Raw genomic sequence first — 19,083 nt, forward strand, 5'->3', positions numbered from 1 at the left:
TCTATCATTTTCAATGAAAGAAGTCACTAATAAAATGTGAAAAAATTTGCAAACAAATTGAAATATCATAGAAAACTATTGAAAACGCTGAGTGTCTTGATATTTTTGATACCGATTTATCATCGCAATTTTACCTAAATTATGGTACAATGTAAGAGACTTACAGTGAAGAAAAGGGGCATTTTTTAATGCAAGATAAAAATTTAGTAGATGTTAATCTAACTAGTGAAATGAAAACGAGTTTTATCGATTACGCCATGAGTGTCATTGTTGCTCGTGCACTTCCAGATGTTAGAGATGGTTTAAAACCTGTTCATCGTCGTATTTTATATGGTATGAATGAACTAGGTGTGACACCTGATAAACCTCATAAGAAATCAGCACGTATTACTGGTGATGTTATGGGTAAATACCATCCACATGGTGATTCATCTATTTACGAAGCAATGGTGCGTATGGCACAATGGTGGTCATATCGTCATATGCTCGTTGATGGTCATGGAAACTTTGGTTCAATGGATGGGGATGGTGCTGCCGCACAGCGTTATACAGAAGCACGTATGAGTAAAATTGCTCTTGAGATGCTTCGTGATATCAATAAAAATACAGTTGATTTTCAAGATAACTATGATGGCAGTGAACGTGAACCTCTTGTTTTACCAGCGCGTTTCCCTAATTTATTAGTCAATGGTGCAACTGGTATTGCTGTAGGTATGGCAACAAATATTCCACCACATAATCTAGGTGAGTCTATAGATGCTGTCAAATTGGTTATGGATAACCCTGATGTTACTACACGGGAGTTAATGGAAGTTATTCCTGGTCCAGATTTTCCTACTGGTGCCTTGGTGATGGGACGTTCAGGTATTCACCGTGCCTATGAAACTGGGAAGGGATCAATTGTCTTACGTTCACGGACTGAAATTGAAACAACTTCAAATGGGAAAGAGCGTATTGTTGTCACAGAGTTTCCATATGGCGTTAATAAAACAAAAGTACACGAGCATATTGTACGTTTAGCACAAGAAAAGCGCATTGAAGGTATTACTGCTGTTCGTGATGAATCAAGTCGTGAAGGCGTTCGTTTTGTTATTGAAGTTCGTCGTGCTGCTTCAGCAAATGTGATTTTAAATAATCTTTTCAAATTAACTAGCTTGCAGACAAATTTTAGCTTCAATATGCTTGCTATTGAAAAAGGTGTTCCAAAAATTTTGTCATTACGACAAATCATTGATAACTATATTGAACACCAAAAGGAAGTTATTGTTCGTCGTACTCAGTTTGACAAAGCTAAAGCAGGAGCCCGTGCTCATATCTTAGAAGGTTTACTTGTGGCGCTTGATCACTTGGATGAAGTTATCACAATTATTCGTAATAGTGAGACAGACACCATTGCTCAAGCAGAGTTGATGTCACGTTTTGAATTATCGGAGCGTCAGAGTCAAGCTATTTTAGATATGCGTCTTCGTCGTTTAACTGGATTAGAACGCGATAAAATCCAATCAGAATACAATGACTTACTAGCTTTAATTGCTGATTTAGCAGATATCTTAGCTAAGCCTGAACGTGTTGTTACCATTATAAAAGAAGAGATGGATGAGGTTAAGCGTAAGTATGCTGATGCCCGTCGTACAGAATTAATGATTGGTGAAGTTTTATCACTTGAAGATGAAGACCTTATTGAGGAAGAAGATGTTCTTATTACTCTCTCAAACAAGGGATATATCAAGCGTCTCGCTCAAGATGAGTTTAGAGCACAAAAACGTGGAGGACGCGGTATTCAAGGGACTGGAGTTAATAACGATGATTTTGTTCGTGAATTGGTTTCAACAAGTACTCACGATACTGTGCTTTTCTTTACAAATTTAGGGCGTGTGTATCGTTTGAAAGCATATGAAATTCCAGAATATGGACGTACAGCTAAAGGCCTCCCTATCGTTAACCTTTTAAAACTTGACGAAGGTGAGACAATTCAAACAATTATTAACGCTAGAAAAGAAGATGTCGCTAATAAATATTTCTTTTTCACAACTCAGCAAGGTATAGTGAAACGTACAAGTGTTTCTGAATTTAGTAACATTCGTCAAAATGGACTTCGTGCTATTAATTTGAAAGAGAATGACGAGTTGATTAACGTCCTCTTGATTGACGAAAATGAAGATGTTATTATCGGGACACGTACAGGCTACTCTGTTCGCTTCAAAGTGAACGCTGTACGTAATATGGGACGCACAGCGACTGGGGTACGAGGCGTTAATCTTCGTGAAGGTGATAAAGTTGTGGGAGCTTCTCGTATCGTTAATGGACAAGAAGTACTAATCATCACTGAAAAAGGTTATGGCAAGAGAACAGAAGCTTCGGAATATCCTACAAAAGGCCGTGGTGGTAAAGGAATAAAAACCGCTAATATTACTGCTAAAAATGGGCCATTAGCACGCTTAGTGACGATTAATGGAAATGAGGACATCATGGTCATTACAGATACAGGTGTTATTATTCGAACCAATGTTGCTAATATTTCTCAAACTGGTCGTTCTACCATGGGTGTTAAAGTGATGAGACTTGATCAAGAAGCTAAAATCGTCACTGTTGCGCTAGTGGAACAAGAAATTGAAGATAAGTCTAATATAGAGGATACAAAAGAATAGGAAGTTATGCGTAATAAAAAAAAATCACATGGTTTCTTTAACTTTGTTAGATGGTTATTGGTTGTATTGCTAATTATTGTTGGGTTGGCTTTGGTGTTCAATAAACCAATTCGCAATGCTTTCATAGCTCATCAATCAAATCATTATCAAATTTCACGAGTTAGTAAAAAAACAATTGAAAAAAATAAGAAATCTAAAACAAGTTATGACTTTTCATCAGTCAAATCTATTAGTACAGAATCGATTTTATCTGCTCAAACGAAATCACATAATTTGCCTGTAATAGGAGGGATTGCTATACCAGATGTCGAAATCAATCTCCCAATTTTCAAAGGACTGGGCAATACAGAGTTGAGTTATGGTGCAGGAACGATGAAAGAAAACCAGATTATGGGAGGCCCAAATAACTATGCCTTAGCTAGTCACCATGTCTTTGGTTTGACAGGTTCTTCTAAGATGCTCTTTTCACCTTTAGAACATGCTAAGAAAGGTATGAAAGTTTACCTCACTGATAAAAGCAAAGTATACACTTACACTATTACTGAAATTTCAAAGGTAACACCAGAACATGTTGAGGTTATTGATGATACACCTGGCAAGAGCCAACTCACTTTAGTGACCTGTACGGATCCAGAAGCCACAGAACGTATTATTGTGCATGCTGAATTAGAAAAAACAGGTGAATTTTCAACAGCAGATGAGTCGATATTAAAAGCATTTTCGAAAAAATATAATCAAATTAATCTCTAGAAGGTAGTTAGAATTATGAAATTAAAGGCTGTTCATCATATTGCGATAATTGTTTCTGACTATGAAAAGTCAAAAGACTTCTATGTTAATAAGCTAGGATTTGAAATTATTCGTGAAAACCATCGTCCGGAGCGTCATGATTATAAATTAGATTTACGGTGCGGTGATATTGAGCTTGAAATATTTGGAAATCGTCTTGATGATCCAGAATATGAAACTCCTCCTCAGAGAATAGGTAGGCCGAATTGGCCACGTGAAGCATGTGGTTTACGACACCTTGCCTTTTACGTTCCAGATGTGGAAGCGTACAAGGTAGAACTGGAGAATTTAGGAATTTTTGTAGAGCCTATTCGTTACGATGACTATACTGGCAAAAAGATGACCTTTTTCTTTGATCCAGATGGTTTACCTTTAGAATTACATGAATAATAAACAAAGTTGCGTGGATACGCAACTTTGTTTAATTTACTGAATAATTTTATATTCAAGAAGTTTTTTAAAGAAATAAGTAAGTTAATCATGGTATAATGTAAGGTATGAAAAGAATTGAAAAGGAATTATTTTGAAATGAGGATACTAAAATGAGTATTAAAAAGCTATTGTTTGCAGGCCTTGCTTTTATTTTATTTACCCTAGCGAGTCCAGCATATGCTGCATCAGATGTTCAGAAAGTTATTGATGAAACTTATGTTCAACCTGATTATGTCTTAGGTTATTCGCTAAATCAAGAACAGCGTGCACAGACATTACAACTTCTGAATTATGATGAATCTAGAGACACGAAAGTTAAAACGCTAAATACTAGCTCATATGCTAAAATAATGAATATAGCTGATGATGCAAGCATCCAATTATATTCATCTGTTAAAATAAAAAAATTAGGGTCTAACGATACCTTAGCAGTAAACATTGTTACACCTGAGAATATTACTAAAGTTACAGAAGATATGTATCGCAATGCTGCAGTTACATTAGGTATTGAGCATGCAACGATATCAGTGGCTGCTCCAATAAAAGTAACTGGGGAGAGTGCTCTTGCAGGTATCTATTATTCATTAGAGAAAAATGGAGCAAGTGTATCATCAGAAAATAAACAACTAGCACAAGAAGAGTTAAGTACTTTATCTGGTATTAATGCTGAGAATAAGGGTAAGGAAGGTTATGACGCCGACAAGCTTAATGTAGCTTTAACGGATATTAAGTCAGCCGTAGCTAAAGGAGGATCTGATCTTTCAAAAGATGATATTCGAAAAATTGTTGAGGAAACATTGAAAAATTATCATCTTGATAACGCTGTAACGGAAAATCAAATAAATTTAATTGTTAATTTTGCAGTTAATCTTTCACAAAGTAATGTCATCAAAAATAGTGATTTCACGAACACCTTGAATAATTTGAAAGACAACATTGTTTCGAAAGCAGGATCTAAATTTAAAAATATCAATGTCAATTTTAATGCTAATAAAGCTGTTGAATCAGGTAAGGGATTTTTAGCTAATATTTGGCAACAAATTGTTAATTTTTTCCAGCAGTTTGGTAGTTAATAAAAAAGTCTAGCTTATAAGCTAGACTTTTTTTACCCTAAATAAATGTTTGTGTTTTTTTACTAATCTTTAAATGAATATTTAAGAATAAATGGCGCAATAATAGTTGATAGTATAACAACAATAACAAGCTCGGAATAAGTAGTGCTTGAAATAATTTTAGCAGCTAATCCAACTTGAACTATAATGAGAGCCATCTCGCCACGACTGACCATTCCACCACCAATTGTTAAAGATTCTAATTTTGAAAAATTAAAGCCTCGACCGACAAAGTACCCTGGAATTAATTTTGATAAAACAGCCAAAGCAGTAAAGATTAATATCGTGTGAAGGTGAGACATCATTCCATCGAATTTAAGAGGTAGTGCAATTGAAGCGAAGAAAATTGGGATAAAGAAGGTGTAACTAAGAAGTGAAATTTTATGTTCTACCTTATCAACAAAAGAAGTTTGTCCAATAGCTAATCCTGCAAAAAACGAACCAATGATAGAACTCATTCCAACTTTATCGGCTAAAATTGATAGAGAAAAACAGATAAGGATAGCAAGAATAGTATATTTCTCAAAGAAATGAACCTTTTCGATTAATTTGAAAAGAGCAGGTACAAGGTATTTCATACAAATAAATAAGAAAACAAAGAATAACAATTGAATGATAATTTGTAATCCGATATTAGAAGAGCTTCCATTTGTTGCAATAAAGACACTCAGAAGCAAAACAGCTAAGACATCATCAGCAACAGCAGCACCTAAAATAATAGCACCAGTATCTGTTTTTACACGATTGTATTCTTGTAAAACTTCAACTGTGATAGAAATACTAGTTGCAGCAAATACGAGCCCGTAAAAGATAGCAGTATTGATTTGGAACCCAAACAAGCGTGTCAAGAAGTAGAAGAGAGCCATAGGAACAATAACACCAGTAATTGCGACCAGTAGACTGGGCTTAAGATACTTCTTTAAAAGATCAAAATTAGCTTCAAGACCCGCTAAAAACATGAGTAAGATAACACCAATTTCTGACAAGACATGTAATACCTGATTTTGATGAACAAGTCCTAGCATTGCAGGTCCGATGATGATACCTACAAGTAGTTGTCCAACAACAGCCGGTATTCCAATTCTTTTTGAAATAAGAGTTGCAAGAACGCTTGCCAACAAAATGATTGTAATTTGAATGATAATATGCATTTTTTCCTCCTAATATTAATAAAATGATATCAATCATATTGTACTGAATATTTAGAATACCATTTTTTAAGCCTAAAATCTAGGAATATTTCTTTTCTGTCTTTTTCATATTATTATCAAGAAAATGGAAAAATATACTGAAAAATATTCAATTTAAGAATAATGAACTTGTAACTATCGAACTACATAAAAATGATATTTTAAGTGTAAGTATCTCTTATTAGACTTCCTGCGAAACAAAATATGGTACAATAGTTCTATGAATTATGAAGCAAGCAAACAATTAACTGATGTACGATTTAAGCGCCTTGTTGGTGTTCAGCGCACTACTTTTGAAGAGATGTTAGCTGTGTTAAAAACAGCTTATCAACGTAAACACGCAAAAGGTGGCCGAACCCCTAAGTTAAGCTTAGAAGATCTCCTCATGGCTACTCTTCAATACATGCGAGAATACCGCACTTATGAACAAATTGCGGCTGATTTTGGCATTCACGAAAGCAACTTAATCCGTCGAAGTCAATGGGTTGAATCAACTCTTATTCAAAGTGGTTTTACGATTTCAAAACTCATCTTAGTGCTGAGGATACGGTGATTGTGGATGCAACAGAGGTAAAATCAATCGTCCTAAAAAATCAACTAGCGAATTATTCTGGTAAAAGAAATGTCATGCTATGAAGGCTCAGGCGATTGTCACAAGCCAAGGGAGAATTGTTTCTTTGGATATTGCAGTGAACTATTGCCACGATATGAAGTTGTTCAAAATGAGTCGCAGAAACATCGGACAAGCTGCTAAAATCTTGGCAGACAGTGGTTATCAAGGGATCATGAAGATGTATTCACAAGCGCAAACTCCGAGGAAATCAAGCAAACTTAAGCCACTAACTCTTGAAGATAAAACCTATAACCATACGCTATCCAAAGAGAGAATCAAGGTTGAGAATATTTTTGCCAAAGTAAAAACGTTTAAAATATTTTCAACAACCTATCGAAATCGACGCAAACGGTTTGGATTACGAATGAATTTGATTGCTGGAATGATCAACCGTGAACTAGGATTTTAGTTTCGCAGGAAGTCTATTCAAGAAATAAGAGTAAAAAAACTTAGCTACTTAAAGTAGCTAAGTTTTTATTCCCACTCAACAGTTGCAGGTGGTTTACTTGTAATATCATAAACAATACGGTTAACGTGATCAACTTCGTTAACAATACGTGTCGAAATTTTCTTAAGTACATCCCAAGGAAGTTGCGCAAAGTCAGCTGTCATGCCATCAATTGAAGTAATTGCACGGATAGCAATTGTATAGTCATAAGTACGACCATCTCCCATAACACCGACAGAACGTACGCCAGTATTAACTGTGAAATACTGCCATACGTCACGATCTAGACCAGCTTTAGCGATTTCTTCACGAAGAATAGCATCTGATTCGCGGACTGTTTCAAGTTTTTCTTCGGTAATTTCACCCATAACGCGAATAGCAAGACCAGGCCCAGGGAATGGTTGACGCCATACAACTTCATCAGGCATTCCAAGTGCAGTACCAAGAGCGCGAACCTCATCTTTGAATAATGTGTTAAGTGGCTCAATCAATTCAAATTGCATATCTTCTGGCAATCCACCAACATTATGGTGTGACTTGATTGTTTGGGCTGTTTCTGTCCCAGATTCAATAATATCTGTGTAGAGGGTACCTTGAGCAAGGAAATCAACGCCTTTAAGTTTACTTGCCTCATCATCAAAAACGTACACGAACTCATTTCCGATGATTTTTCGTTTTCTCTCGGGATCTTCAACACCAGAAAGAAGATCTAGGAAGCGTTTTGAAGCATCAACACGGATAATATTAAGTCCAAATTTACCACCAAGCATATCCATAACTTGGTCACCTTCATTTTTACGTAATAAACCATGATCTACAAAAATACATGTTAATTGATCACCGATAGCACGTTGTAGGAGTACTCCGACAACAGATGAATCAACACCGCCAGATAGTCCAAGAAGTACTTTACGATCGCCTACAGTTTCACGTATTTTTGCAATTTCCATATCAATGAAGTTATCCATTGACCAATCACCACGTGCGCCACAGATATTAACAGCAAAATTTTTAAGGATATCATTGCCATATACTGAGTGACGAACTTCGGGGTGGAATTGGATACCATAAAATTGTTTTTCAGTATTTTCCATTGCAGCAAATGGACAGTCAACAGAGTCACCAACGAGATGGAAACCCTCAGGAATTTCAGTGACAGCATCACCATGGCTCATCAAAACAAGTTGTTCTTGAGGAGTGCCAGCAAAGAGTGCTGATTCTGAGCGTAGGCGAAGTGCTGATTGACCATACTCACGATGACCAGCTTCTCCCGCAGGAAGAACCTTACCACCGAGTTTATGGGTAATCAGTTGCATGCCATAACAAATTCCTAAGATTGGAATTCCTAATTCAAAAATTTCTTCATCGATTCCAAAAGCGCCATCAGCGTATACGGAATTTGGACCACCTGAAAGTACGATACCAATAGGATTAATATCGCGAATTTCATCAGCCGTAATTTTATGTGATTTTAACTCAGAAAATACACCAAATTCACGGATACGACGTGCGATAAGCTGGTTATATTGACTACCGTAATCTAGAACGATAATTTTTTGGATATCATTCAATATAGAAATATCAGTCATTGTTTCCCTTTCTTTGTAGCTAATTTTAAAAACAGCTGTACCTATACCATTTTAGCATATTTTATATAAATTAACATCATTAAAATAATTGATTAAACGCTTTCTTATCAAGAAATATTGCTTATGATTTTTCTGAATTATTTCACGATTTTAGAGTTAGAAATATATAGAAGTATGGTAAAATGAAGTGTAGATTCTAGGAGGAGAGAATATTGTTACCAGCATATATTAAAATTCACGACGCTATTAAAAAGGAAATCGATAAAGGGACTTGGAAGATTGGGCAGCGGTTACCTAGCGAAAGAGATTTAGCGGATGATTATAGTGTAAGTCGTATGACACTTCGCCAATCAATTACATTGTTAGTTGAAGAAGGTATTTTGGAGAGACGAGTTGGTAGTGGCACCTATGTTGCTAGTCATCGTGTTCAAGAAAAAATGCGGGGAACAACTAGTTTTACAGAAATTGTCAATTCTCAAGGGCGTAAGCCATCCAGTAAACTAATCTCATTTCAAAGAAAACTAGCAAATGAAACCGAAATTCAAAAATTAAATTTATCACAGTCAGATTATGTGGTTCGTATGGAAAGGGTACGTTATGCTGATAAGGTACCGTTGGTTTATGAGGTAGCCTCTATACCAGAGAATTTAATTAAAGGTTTTGAACAATCAGAGGTTACAGAACATTTCTTTAAAACCTTAACAGAGAATGGCTACGAAATTGGGAAAAGCCAACAAACTATATATGCTAGAAATGCTAGTGAACGTGTTGCTTCGCATTTAGAAGTTAACGCAGGCCATGCTATTTTGGCATTGACACAAGTTTCATACTTTACTGATGGTAAGCCTTTTGAATATGTTCATGGGCAATATGTTGGAGATCGTTTTGAGTTTTATTTAGAGAATAACTAGTAGTTTAATGAATAACGTTTTTTGAAGAAGTAGCTATGTATGTTATAATGGAAAAATAAATTATATAGAAAGATTTGAGGAAGTAGTTGACTACTTTCAAGAGGTATTAGTTCATGTCTCAATCTTACATTAATGTTATCGGCGCTGGTTTGGCTGGTTCTGAAGCAGCTTATCAAATTGCTAAACGTGGAATACCAGTTAAGCTTTATGAAATGCGTGGGGTTAAATCAACCCCTCAACATAAAACAGATAATTTTGCAGAATTAGTATGTTCCAATTCATTCCGCGGTGATTCTCTAACAAATGCAGTTGGTCTTTTAAAAGAAGAAATGCGTCGTTTGGATTCTATCATTATGAGAAATGGGGAGGCACATCGAGTTCCAGCAGGTGGAGCCATGGCCGTTGATAGAGAAGGTTATTCTGAAGCTGTTACTGAGGAAATCCATAAACATCCATTAATCGAAGTAATTCGTGATGAAATCACAGATATCCCTGGAGATGCTATTACAGTTATCGCTACAGGACCATTAACAAGTGATAGTCTGGCAGCTAAAATCCATGAACTTAATGGTGGTGATGGTTTTTATTTTTACGATGCCGCCGCTCCAATTGTCGATAAAAATACGATTGACATAAATAAAGTTTACCTTAAGTCTAGGTATGACAAAGGTGAAGCAGCTTATCTAAATTGTCCAATGACCAAAGAAGAATTTATGGCTTTTCATGAAGCTTTAACTACAGCTGAGGAAGCACCACTAAATTCTTTTGAGAAAGAAAAATACTTCGAAGGTTGTATGCCTATCGAAGTGATGGCTAAGCGTGGTATTAAAACGATGCTTTATGGTCCAATGAAACCAGTTGGTTTGGAGTATCCTGAGGACTACAAAGGACCGCGAGATGGTGAATTTAAAACACCATATGCTGTTGTTCAATTACGTCAAGATAATGCTGCAGGCTCTCTTTATAACATAGTTGGTTTCCAAACTCATCTTAAGTGGGGAGAACAAAAACGTGTATTTCAAATGATTCCTGGTCTTGAAAATGCTGAATTTGTCCGGTATGGTGTTATGCATCGCAATTCTTATATGGATTCACCAAATCTTTTAAACCAAACCTTTGCTACACGTAAGAACCCAAATCTTTTCTTTGCTGGACAAATGACCGGTGTTGAAGGTTATGTAGAATCGGCAGCAAGTGGTCTTGTAGCGGGAATCAATGCTGTCCGTCGCTTCAATGGGGAGAGTGAAGTAGTTTTCCCACAAACTACTGCTATTGGTGCACTGCCACATTATATTACACATACAGACAGCAAACATTTCCAACCAATGAATGTTAACTTTGGTATCATCAAAGAATTAGAAGGTCCACGAATTCGTGATAAGAAAGAGCGTTATGAAGCTATTGCTACACGAGCTTTGAAAGATTTAGAAAAATTTCTCAACTATTGATATATTCATTTGACTTTGCCAACAAGCAAGGTCAAATTTTCTATATTGATTTTTAAAAATGTATGAATGGAGTAAATATGCACTATAAAGAATTACTTGAGTCATCCGAAAAAGCTTATTTGGAAACTAATCGGTATAAACATTTTAAGAATATAATCATTTCAGAGCGTTATTTTTCAAACTATATTAGCTACAAAATAATGCCTACAGTAAGTGAGTTTTTACAGGATATGATCTATTTAGCAGATGAACAAAAAGATTATCAGTCTGATTTTGCTTTTGTATTTTTTGAGGAAAATGCTGAATTGAGCAGTGAATTACAGAGAACTTTATCACAACAAGGCTTTGAATCAGAGAAACATATCATATTTACAAATTCATTAAATCATCTTAAACTTTTTGGAAAAGAATTTGATGACATCACATTTACTAAACTTAATGAAAATTACCTAGAAAAATACCTAAAGTTCAAATATAAACAAAGTATAGTTTACGGAGAAATTTACGCTAAGCAAATGTATAATGATAATCGTGTTAATCTTTTAAATAATAATGCTAAAGTTTACCTAGCTATTAAAGATAATCAAATTATTGGAGATGTAACAGCTTGGGACTATGGTGAATACGTGGAAATAGATGATTTTTATGTCCAAGAGTCCTACAGAGGACAAGGAATTGGTACGCGCCTACAATTTGATGCAAGTAGGGGGTTTAAGAAAGTTATCTTAATTTCAGAAGAAGAAAACAGAAAAATGTATGAGCACCAAGGTTATGAGGAAGTCGCCTATTATTGGACCGCTTTACGGAGCCCTCGAAAGTAAAATTATAAAAGAAATGATATAGTTAAAAGCTATATCTCTTGATTGATAATAAGTATTTTTTAATCCATTAGCTTTTTGTTACACTAGTATCAGTTGATTAATCATACAACCATATCAAAGGAGAAATAAATTATGAAAATCAAAAAGCTATTAGGGTTAACGACAACAGTAGTAATTTCAGCACTTATTTTAGGAGCCTGTGGTCAGTCTAAAAATGAAGACGCCAAAGTCGTTAGAGTTGGAACAATGGTAAAGAGTAAAACTGAAAAAGCTCGTTGGGATAAAATCGAAGAATTAGTTAAGAAAAAAGGCGTTAAGCTAAAATTTACGGAATTCACAGATTATACACAACCTAATAAAGCTTTAGAAAGTGATGAGATTGATATTAATGCTTTCCAGCATTATAATTACTTAAACAATTGGAATAAAGCAAATAAGACCAATCTTGTTTCCGTTGCTGAGACATACTTTACTTCCTTTAGATTATACTCTGGTACTAAGAACGGTAAAGGTAAATACCAAACAGTTTCTGAAATTCCAAATAAAGCAACTATTACTATCCCAAACGATGCAGTTAACGAAAGTCGCTCTCTCTACTTGTTACAATCAGCAGGCTTGCTAAAATTGAAAGTATCAGGTGATGCATTAGCAACAATGTCAGATGTTGTTTCCAATCCTAAATCTTTAGATTTAAAAGAAGTAGATGCAGCACAGACCGCACGTTCTTTGGATTCCACAGATGCAGCAGTTATTAATAATGATTTTGTGACAGAAGCAGGAATAAATCCTAAATCAGCTATTTTTATTGAACCAAAAAGTAAAAATGCAAAACAATGGTACAACCTTTTAGTTGCTCAAAAAGGTTGGCAAGACAAATCAAAAGCTAAAGCCATTAAAGAAGTTGTGAAAGCTTACCATACAGATGCGGTTAAAAAAGTTATCGAAAAAACATCTCAAGGTTTAGATCAACCTGTTTGGTAAAAATAAATAAGCATGGTCAATTCGATCATGCTTATTTATTTCGATTTTTTTTGAGTAATTGACTAGGGGTACTCAATACTTCTGTTAACCGTTGTTGTCGTGCTTTACTTTTTTCGGATTTAGATAAAAGTAGTGTCTTACTTTCTTCAAGGATATCCTCTGTAATATAGTACAACTTCACTAATGAACCGATTCTGACCCTACCAGCTTTAGGCGACATATTCACAACTTGATTAGGATGTAGGGTTGCCCACTTTGAATTTGGTTCAGCAACAATCCTTGATACATTAAAATGGCGTTGCTCTAAGTAAACTTGCGCATCATTGATATCAAGGTGTACTACATTATCAAGCTGAGTATAAGTCTGTTTTTTTTCATGACGACGGTCAAGTTCTTTTTCAATAATTGGACGAGAATTATCAATTGCTTTTCCAATAAGTTCAGTTGTGTCAGGGATTATTGAAATTAATTTACCAATAGGCCCTAAAGATTTTGTCAATTTTTTACTTGTCTTGGCCATATGTTTTCACCGTACTTTCCATTTGTTATGTAAGATATTATATCAAAATTATAGTTTATAAAGCTTTTAAAACTTTCAAATTTGTAAGAAATAGGTCTTAAGATGTAAGGTTATAGTAAACCATTTTGCCATATAATAGACTTAAAGAGAAAGGGGGAGCAAGAGATGCGGCGAAAAATAGTTTTACTTTTTGTAGTTCCAATGCTTATAGTTTTAGGAATTTTAGGAGTGGTAGTTCATTATTATGGTTCAGCATTAAATATTTATCTATTACCTCCTAGTAGCGAACGTTATGGACGTGTTATTTTAGATCGTGTTGAACAGCGTGGTTTGTATTCGCAAGGTCGTCAATGGCAAATTATAAGACAACGATCAGAAAAAAAGTTGAAAACGTCAAAATCTTACCAAGAGAGTCGCAACATTGTACAGGAAGCAGTACGGTATGGAGGCGGTAAACATAGTCAAATATTATCCAAAGAGACTGTACGAAGAGATACCCTAGATAGTCGATATCCAGAATATCGAAGATTAAACGAAGACATTCTCTTAATTACTATTCCTTCTATAAGTAAGTTAGATAAACGATCTATTAGCCATTATAGTGGTAAATTACAAAATATATTGATGGAAAAAAGTTATAAGGGACTCATTTTAGACTTATCGAATAATACTGGCGGCAATATGATCCCTATGATTGGGGGGGTAGCCTCTATTTTACCAAATGATACCCTATTTCATTATACTGATAAGTATGGAAATAAGAAAACAATCACGATGAAAAATATACCGCTAGAAGCATTAAAAATATCTAGGAAAACAATCAATACTAAGCATGTTCCAATCGCTATTATAACTAATCATAAAACTGCTAGTTCGGCAGAAATGACTTTTTTATCATTTAAAGGATTACCTAATGTTAAAAGCTTTGGTCAAGCTACAGCAGGATATACGACTGTTAATGAAACTTTCATGCTTTACGACGGTGCTAGATTAGCTTTAACTACAGGAATAGTTAGTGATCGACAAGGATATAAATACGAGAACACCCCTATCTTACCAGATCAAGTAACCAGCCTTCCTTTACAAGAGTCACAGTCTTGGTTAAAGAGTAGAATCAATCAAAATTAGGGTATAATAAATAAAGGAGAATTATATGTTATTAGAAATCAATCACTTAGAAAAAGTTTTTCGTACACGTTTTTCAAAAGAAGAGACAAGGGCTCTACAAGACGTCGATTTTAAAGTTGAACAAGGGGAATTCATTGCTATTATGGGAGAGTCTGGTTCGGGAAAAACAACTCTGCTAAATATTTTAGCTACTTTAGAAAAACCGACAAATGGACAAGTGATTTTAAATGGGGAAGATATTACGAAAATTAAAGAGGCAAAATTAGCGAGTTTTCGTTTGAAAAATCTTGGTTTCGTCTTTCAGGACTTCAACCTTTTGGATACTCTCTCTGTAAGAGATAATATCTATCTTCCTTTAGTTCTTGATCGTAAACGTTACAAAGAAATGGATCATCGTTTGTCAGAATTATCTTCTCATCTGAGAATTGATGACTTATTAGATAAGAGACCTTTCGAGCTCTCTGGTGGGCAAAAGCAACGTGTAGCGATTGCTCGTAGTTTGATAACCAACCCTCAAATTTTATTAGCAGATGAACCAACAGCAGCGTTAGATTACCGTAATTCAGAAGACTTGCTGAATTTATTTGAAACTATTAACTTGGATGGACAAACTATTTTGATGGTAACCCATTCAGCAAATGCTGCTAGTCATGCCAAACGCGTTTTATTTATCAAAGATGGACGTATTTTTCACCAACTTTATCGTGGTAATAAGAATAATAGCGAATTCAATAAAGATATTTCTTTAACAATGTCTGCCATATTAGGGGGTGAATAATATGTTTTATCTCAAAATAGCCTGGCATAATTTAAAACATTCTATAGACCAGTACATACCATTCCTCTTAGCCAGTTTATTACTTTATTCATTGACTTGTTCTACGCTACTAATCTTAATGAGTGCTGTTGGAAGAGATATGGGGACAGCGGCAACGGTTCTTTTTCTTGGAGTGATTGTTTTGTCAATCTTTGCGGTAGTCATGGAACATTATAGCTACAATATCTTGATGAAACAGCGTAGTAGTGAATTTGGACTGTATAACATTTTGGGGATGAATAAACGTCAAGTTGCGCGTGTAGCTAGTCTAGAGCTGTTTATTATTTATATATTTCTTATTTCTATAGGAAGTCTGTTTAGTGCTTTTTTTGCTAAATTTATTTATTTAATTTTTGTCAACATTATTAACTATCATGCACTAAATCTTAGTTTAAGTTTATGGCCATTTATTATTTGTATCGTTATATTTACAGGTATTTTTCTGACTTTAGAAGTTCCAGTTATTCGACATGTTCATTTATCATCCCCATTAAGTCTTTTTAGAAAGAAACAACAGGGAGAAAAAGAACCAAAAGGTAATCTTATACTTGCAATTTTAGCGTTAGTAGCTATCGCCATCGCTTATACAATGGCTCTTACTTCAGGTAAAGCACCTGCATTAGCTGTTATCTATCGTTTCTTCTTTGCAGTACTTTTAGTTATTGCTGGTACTTATCTTTTTTATATTAGTTTTATGACATGGTACTTAAAAAGGTTGCGTCAAAACAAGCATTATTATTATAAATCTGAGCATTTTGTATCAACTTCGCAAATGATTTTTCGAATGAAGCAAAATGCAGTAGGGTTAGCAAGTATCACTTTATTAGCTGTTATGGCTCTAGTTACTATTGCTACAACAGTCTCACTTTATTCAAATACACAAAATGTTGTTACCGGACTATTTCCAAAATCAGTAAGTTTATCAATAGATAATTCAAAAGGTGACGCGAAAAATATATTTGAAGAAAAGATTTTGAAGAAACTAGGTAAGTCATCTAAGGAAGCTATCACTTATAATCAGACAATGATTTCGATGCCAGTTAGTCAATCAAGTGAACTTAATATCACATCTAAAAACGTCAAACATGTTGATATCACAAAAACGGGTTTTATGTACCTAATTACTCAGAATGATTTCCGTCGTTTAGGTCACCAATTACCAAAATTAAAAGATAACCAAGTGGCTTACTTTGTTCAAAAAGGTGATAGCCGTTTGAAAAAAATAAATCTATTGGGAAATAAATTTGATGTTGTAAAAAATTTAAAAGAGGCTTATGTCCCAGAGACTACAAATACTTACAACCCGGGTTTGATTATATTTGCAAACAACAAACAAATTGACAATATTAGAAAAGCATATTTACCTTATACTAAGAACATCAATACTTTTCCAAAAACCTTTAAGGCATATTTGGATTTGAATAGTCAAGAGATAAATTCAATTTCTAAAAACGACATAATAGAGGTAGATGGTAAGTATGTTGGAAATATTAGCACTAAACAGAGTTTTCTAAAAGAAGGTTATCAAATGTTTGGTGGGTTATTATTTACTGGATTTCTGTTAGGTATAAGCTTTTTGCTAGGTATAGCTCTAATTGTTTACTATAAGCAATACTCAGAAGGTCATGAAGATAAGAGATCTTATCGTATCTTACAAGAAGTAGGTATGAGCAAAAAATTAGTTAAACGGACTATTAATTCTCAAATTATGATTTTCTTCTTCCAACCTTTAGTGGTAGCAGTTATTCACTTTGGAGTTGCTATTCCAATGCTAAAACAGATGCTTTTGGTATTTGGGGTGCTTAACTCAACAATCGTATATGTAGTAAGTGGTTTGACAGTACTTGCGATTTCTATAATTTACTTTATCATTTACCGTATAACTAGTCGAACTTATTATCATATTATTGAACGCTAAAAAGGATTGGTTATTTTACCAATCCTTTTGCATTAATAGAAACCGATAGACTAAAAAATTTGTTATACTAAATGAAAGAAAGAGATTTCGTACTATTTTAGGAGGGGATATGTCACAAGAGCAAGGAAAAATTTATATTGTAGAAGATGATATGACGATTGTGTCACTTTTAAAAGATCATTTATCAGCTAGCTATCATGTCTCTAGTGTCAGCAATTTTCGTGATGTGAAACAAGAAATTATCGCATTTCAACCCGATTTGATACTAATGGATATTACGTTACCCTATTTTAATGGTTTTTACTGGACTGCAGAATTGCGTAAGTTTTTAACAATTCCTATTATTTTCATTTCATCTAGTAATGATGAAATGGATATGGTTATGGCATTAAATATGGGGGGTGATGACTTTATTTCAAAACCATTCTCTCTAGCTGTATTAGATGCTAAGCTAACTGCTATTTTAAGGAGAAGTCAACAATTTATCCAACAGGAATTAACTTTTGGGGGATTTACGTTGACAAGAGAAGGGTTATTGTCTAGCCAAGATAAAGAGGTTATTTTATCGCCAACAGAAAATAAAATCCTATCTATCTTGCTCATGCATCCTAAACAAGTAGTCTCAAAAGAGTCTCTATTAGAGAAACTTTGGGAAAATGATAGTTTTATTGATCAAAATACACTTAATGTTAATATGACACGCTTACGTAAAAAAATTGTCCCAATAGGTTTTGATTACATTCATACAGTGAGAGGAGTTGGGTATTTACTACAATGATACGCCAGTTTTTAAGAGAACACTTGATTTGGTATATTTTATATATCATGATGTTTGTCCTATTTTTTATTAGTTTCTATCTATATCATTTACCAATGCCCTATTTGTTTAATTCCTTAGGTTTAAATGTTATTGTTTTACTAGGAATTAGTATTTGGCAATACAGTCGTTACAGGAAAAAAATGTTACATCTCAAATATTTTAATAGTAGTCAGGACCCCTCTTTCGAACTTCAACCGAGTGATTACGCTTATTTTAATATTATTACACAATTAGAAGCTAGAGAAGCGCAAAAAGTTTCTGAAACAATTGAACAAACCAATCATGTTGCACTTATGATAAAGATGTGGTCGCACCAAATGAAAGTTCCATTGGCAGCTATTTCATTAATGGCCCAGACAAATCATCTCGATCCTAAGGAAGTTGAACAACAATTATTGAAATTGCAACATTATCTTGAAACGTTGTTAGCATTTTTGAAATTTAGACAATATCGTGACGATTTTCGTTTTGAAGCTGTTAGCCTTAGAGAAGTAGTAGTAGAAATTATAAAATCGTATAAGGTTATTTGTCTATCCAAAAGCTTATCTATCATAATTGAAGGCGATAATATCTGGAAAACAGACAAAAAGTGGTTAACTTTTGCTCTTTCACAGGTGCTAGATAATGCCATAAAATATTCTAATCCTGAGTCAAAGATAATAATAAGCATAGGAGAAGAGAGTATTAGAATACAAGACTACGGTATCGGCATACTCGAAGAAGATATCCCTAGACTTTTTGAAGATGGCTTTACGGGTTACAACGGTCATGAGCACCAAAAGGCAACAGGCATGGGGTTATATATGACAAAAGAAGTCTTATCTAGTCTGAATTTGTCCATTTCGGTGGATAGCAAAATTAATTATGGGACTGCTGTTTCTATACATAAATAAAGTTA

16 protein-coding genes and 1 pseudogene are annotated in these 19,083 nt (G+C 34.4%); 14 read left to right on the top strand and 3 right to left on the bottom strand.

From position 1 onward, the window contains the following. The first annotated feature begins 188 nt into the window (after positions 1-188). The 4 genes from gyrA to EGX96_RS10215 all read left to right on the top strand — a co-directional run bounded on the left by gyrA (position 189) and on the right by EGX96_RS10215 (position 4,942). Positions 189-2,648 (top strand): DNA gyrase subunit A, encoded by a 2,460-nt coding sequence (gene gyrA, locus EGX96_RS10200; RefSeq protein WP_001152975.1) that lies wholly within the window; start codon positions 189-191, stop codon positions 2,646-2,648. A 6-nt stretch (positions 2,649-2,654) separates the two neighbouring features. Continuing rightward, the gene (locus tag EGX96_RS10205; RefSeq protein WP_001244681.1) at positions 2,655-3,398 is read left to right on the top strand and encodes a class A sortase; all 744 of its coding nucleotides are present in this window, start codon (positions 2,655-2,657) and stop codon (positions 3,396-3,398) included. Between the two features lie 15 nt (positions 3,399-3,413). Next, complete coding sequence (gene gloA2 / locus EGX96_RS10210) at positions 3,414-3,827, top strand: SMU1112c/YaeR family gloxylase I-like metalloprotein (RefSeq protein WP_000767937.1); 414 nt, start codon at positions 3,414-3,416, stop codon at positions 3,825-3,827. Between the two features lie 152 nt (positions 3,828-3,979). Then, complete coding sequence (locus tag EGX96_RS10215) at positions 3,980-4,942, top strand: DUF1002 domain-containing protein (protein WP_000023418.1); 963 nt, start codon at positions 3,980-3,982, stop codon at positions 4,940-4,942. Between the two features lie 62 nt (positions 4,943-5,004). Here EGX96_RS10215 and EGX96_RS10220 read toward each other — a convergent pair whose 3' ends face one another. Further along, complete coding sequence (locus EGX96_RS10220; RefSeq protein WP_000547446.1) at positions 5,005-6,132, bottom strand: cation:proton antiporter; 1,128 nt, start codon at positions 6,130-6,132, stop codon at positions 5,005-5,007. Between the two features lie 259 nt (positions 6,133-6,391). Between EGX96_RS10220 and EGX96_RS10225 the strand changes: the two are divergent. Then, a pseudogene (locus EGX96_RS10225) lies at positions 6,392-7,193 on the top strand (IS5 family transposase). A gap of 65 nt (positions 7,194-7,258) precedes the next feature. Here the strand turns inward: EGX96_RS10225 and guaA are convergent. Then, positions 7,259-8,821, bottom strand: coding sequence for a glutamine-hydrolyzing GMP synthase (guaA, locus tag EGX96_RS10230; protein WP_000129872.1), 1,563 nt, complete (start codon positions 8,819-8,821; stop codon positions 7,259-7,261). Positions 8,822-9,033: 212 nt separating this feature from the next. On the opposite strand from guaA, the gene EGX96_RS10235 reads away from it, so the two are divergent. From EGX96_RS10235 to EGX96_RS10250, 4 genes are all read left to right on the top strand, one after another. Beyond that, complete coding sequence (locus EGX96_RS10235; protein WP_000936162.1) at positions 9,034-9,732, top strand: GntR family transcriptional regulator; 699 nt, start codon at positions 9,034-9,036, stop codon at positions 9,730-9,732. Positions 9,733-9,845: 113 nt separating this feature from the next. Next, positions 9,846-11,180 carry a methylenetetrahydrofolate--tRNA-(uracil(54)-C(5))-methyltransferase (FADH(2)-oxidizing) TrmFO gene (gene trmFO / locus EGX96_RS10240; RefSeq protein ID WP_000083750.1) on the top strand — a complete coding sequence of 445 codons (1,335 nt, stop codon included), beginning with the start codon at positions 9,846-9,848 and terminating at the stop codon, positions 11,178-11,180. Between the two features lie 77 nt (positions 11,181-11,257). Continuing rightward, on the top strand, positions 11,258-12,001 hold the full coding sequence (locus EGX96_RS10245) for a GNAT family N-acetyltransferase (RefSeq protein ID WP_123957845.1): 744 nt from the start codon (positions 11,258-11,260) through the stop codon (positions 11,999-12,001). Between the two features lie 132 nt (positions 12,002-12,133). Further along, positions 12,134-12,982 (top strand): MetQ/NlpA family ABC transporter substrate-binding protein, encoded by an 849-nt coding sequence (locus EGX96_RS10250; RefSeq protein WP_000694283.1) that lies wholly within the window; start codon positions 12,134-12,136, stop codon positions 12,980-12,982. A 31-nt stretch (positions 12,983-13,013) separates the two neighbouring features. On the opposite strand, the gene EGX96_RS10255 is transcribed toward EGX96_RS10250, so the two are convergent. Then, the gene (locus tag EGX96_RS10255) at positions 13,014-13,502 is read right to left on the bottom strand and encodes a PASTA domain-containing protein (RefSeq protein ID WP_001140791.1); all 489 of its coding nucleotides are present in this window, start codon (positions 13,500-13,502) and stop codon (positions 13,014-13,016) included. A 165-nt stretch (positions 13,503-13,667) separates the two neighbouring features. Here EGX96_RS10255 and EGX96_RS10260 point away from each other — a divergent pair, with 165 nt between their 5' ends. The 5 genes from EGX96_RS10260 to EGX96_RS10280 all read left to right on the top strand — a co-directional run bounded on the left by EGX96_RS10260 (position 13,668) and on the right by EGX96_RS10280 (position 19,078). Next, positions 13,668-14,630 carry a S41 family peptidase gene (locus tag EGX96_RS10260; RefSeq protein ID WP_001253127.1) on the top strand — a complete coding sequence of 321 codons (963 nt, stop codon included), beginning with the start codon at positions 13,668-13,670 and terminating at the stop codon, positions 14,628-14,630. A gap of 25 nt (positions 14,631-14,655) precedes the next feature. Further along, complete coding sequence (locus EGX96_RS10265) at positions 14,656-15,408, top strand: ABC transporter ATP-binding protein (RefSeq protein WP_000923535.1); 753 nt, start codon at positions 14,656-14,658, stop codon at positions 15,406-15,408. Position 15,409: 1 nt separating this feature from the next. Next, positions 15,410-17,365, top strand: a complete 1,956-nt coding sequence (locus tag EGX96_RS10270) for an FtsX-like permease family protein (RefSeq protein WP_000499553.1) — start codon at positions 15,410-15,412, stop codon at positions 17,363-17,365. 109 nt (positions 17,366-17,474) lie between these two features. Then, the gene (locus EGX96_RS10275) at positions 17,475-18,143 is read left to right on the top strand and encodes a response regulator transcription factor (protein WP_000076874.1); all 669 of its coding nucleotides are present in this window, start codon (positions 17,475-17,477) and stop codon (positions 18,141-18,143) included. Further along, on the top strand, positions 18,140-19,078 hold the full coding sequence (locus tag EGX96_RS10280) for a sensor histidine kinase (protein ID WP_000620981.1): 939 nt from the start codon (positions 18,140-18,142) through the stop codon (positions 19,076-19,078). Before EGX96_RS10275 ends, EGX96_RS10280 begins: the two co-directional genes overlap by 4 nt. Positions 19,079-19,083 lie beyond the last annotated feature (5 nt).

This window comes from Streptococcus sp. FDAARGOS_520, from assembly GCF_003812685.1.
Lineage (GTDB): Bacteria > Bacillota > Bacilli > Lactobacillales > Streptococcaceae > Streptococcus > Streptococcus agalactiae.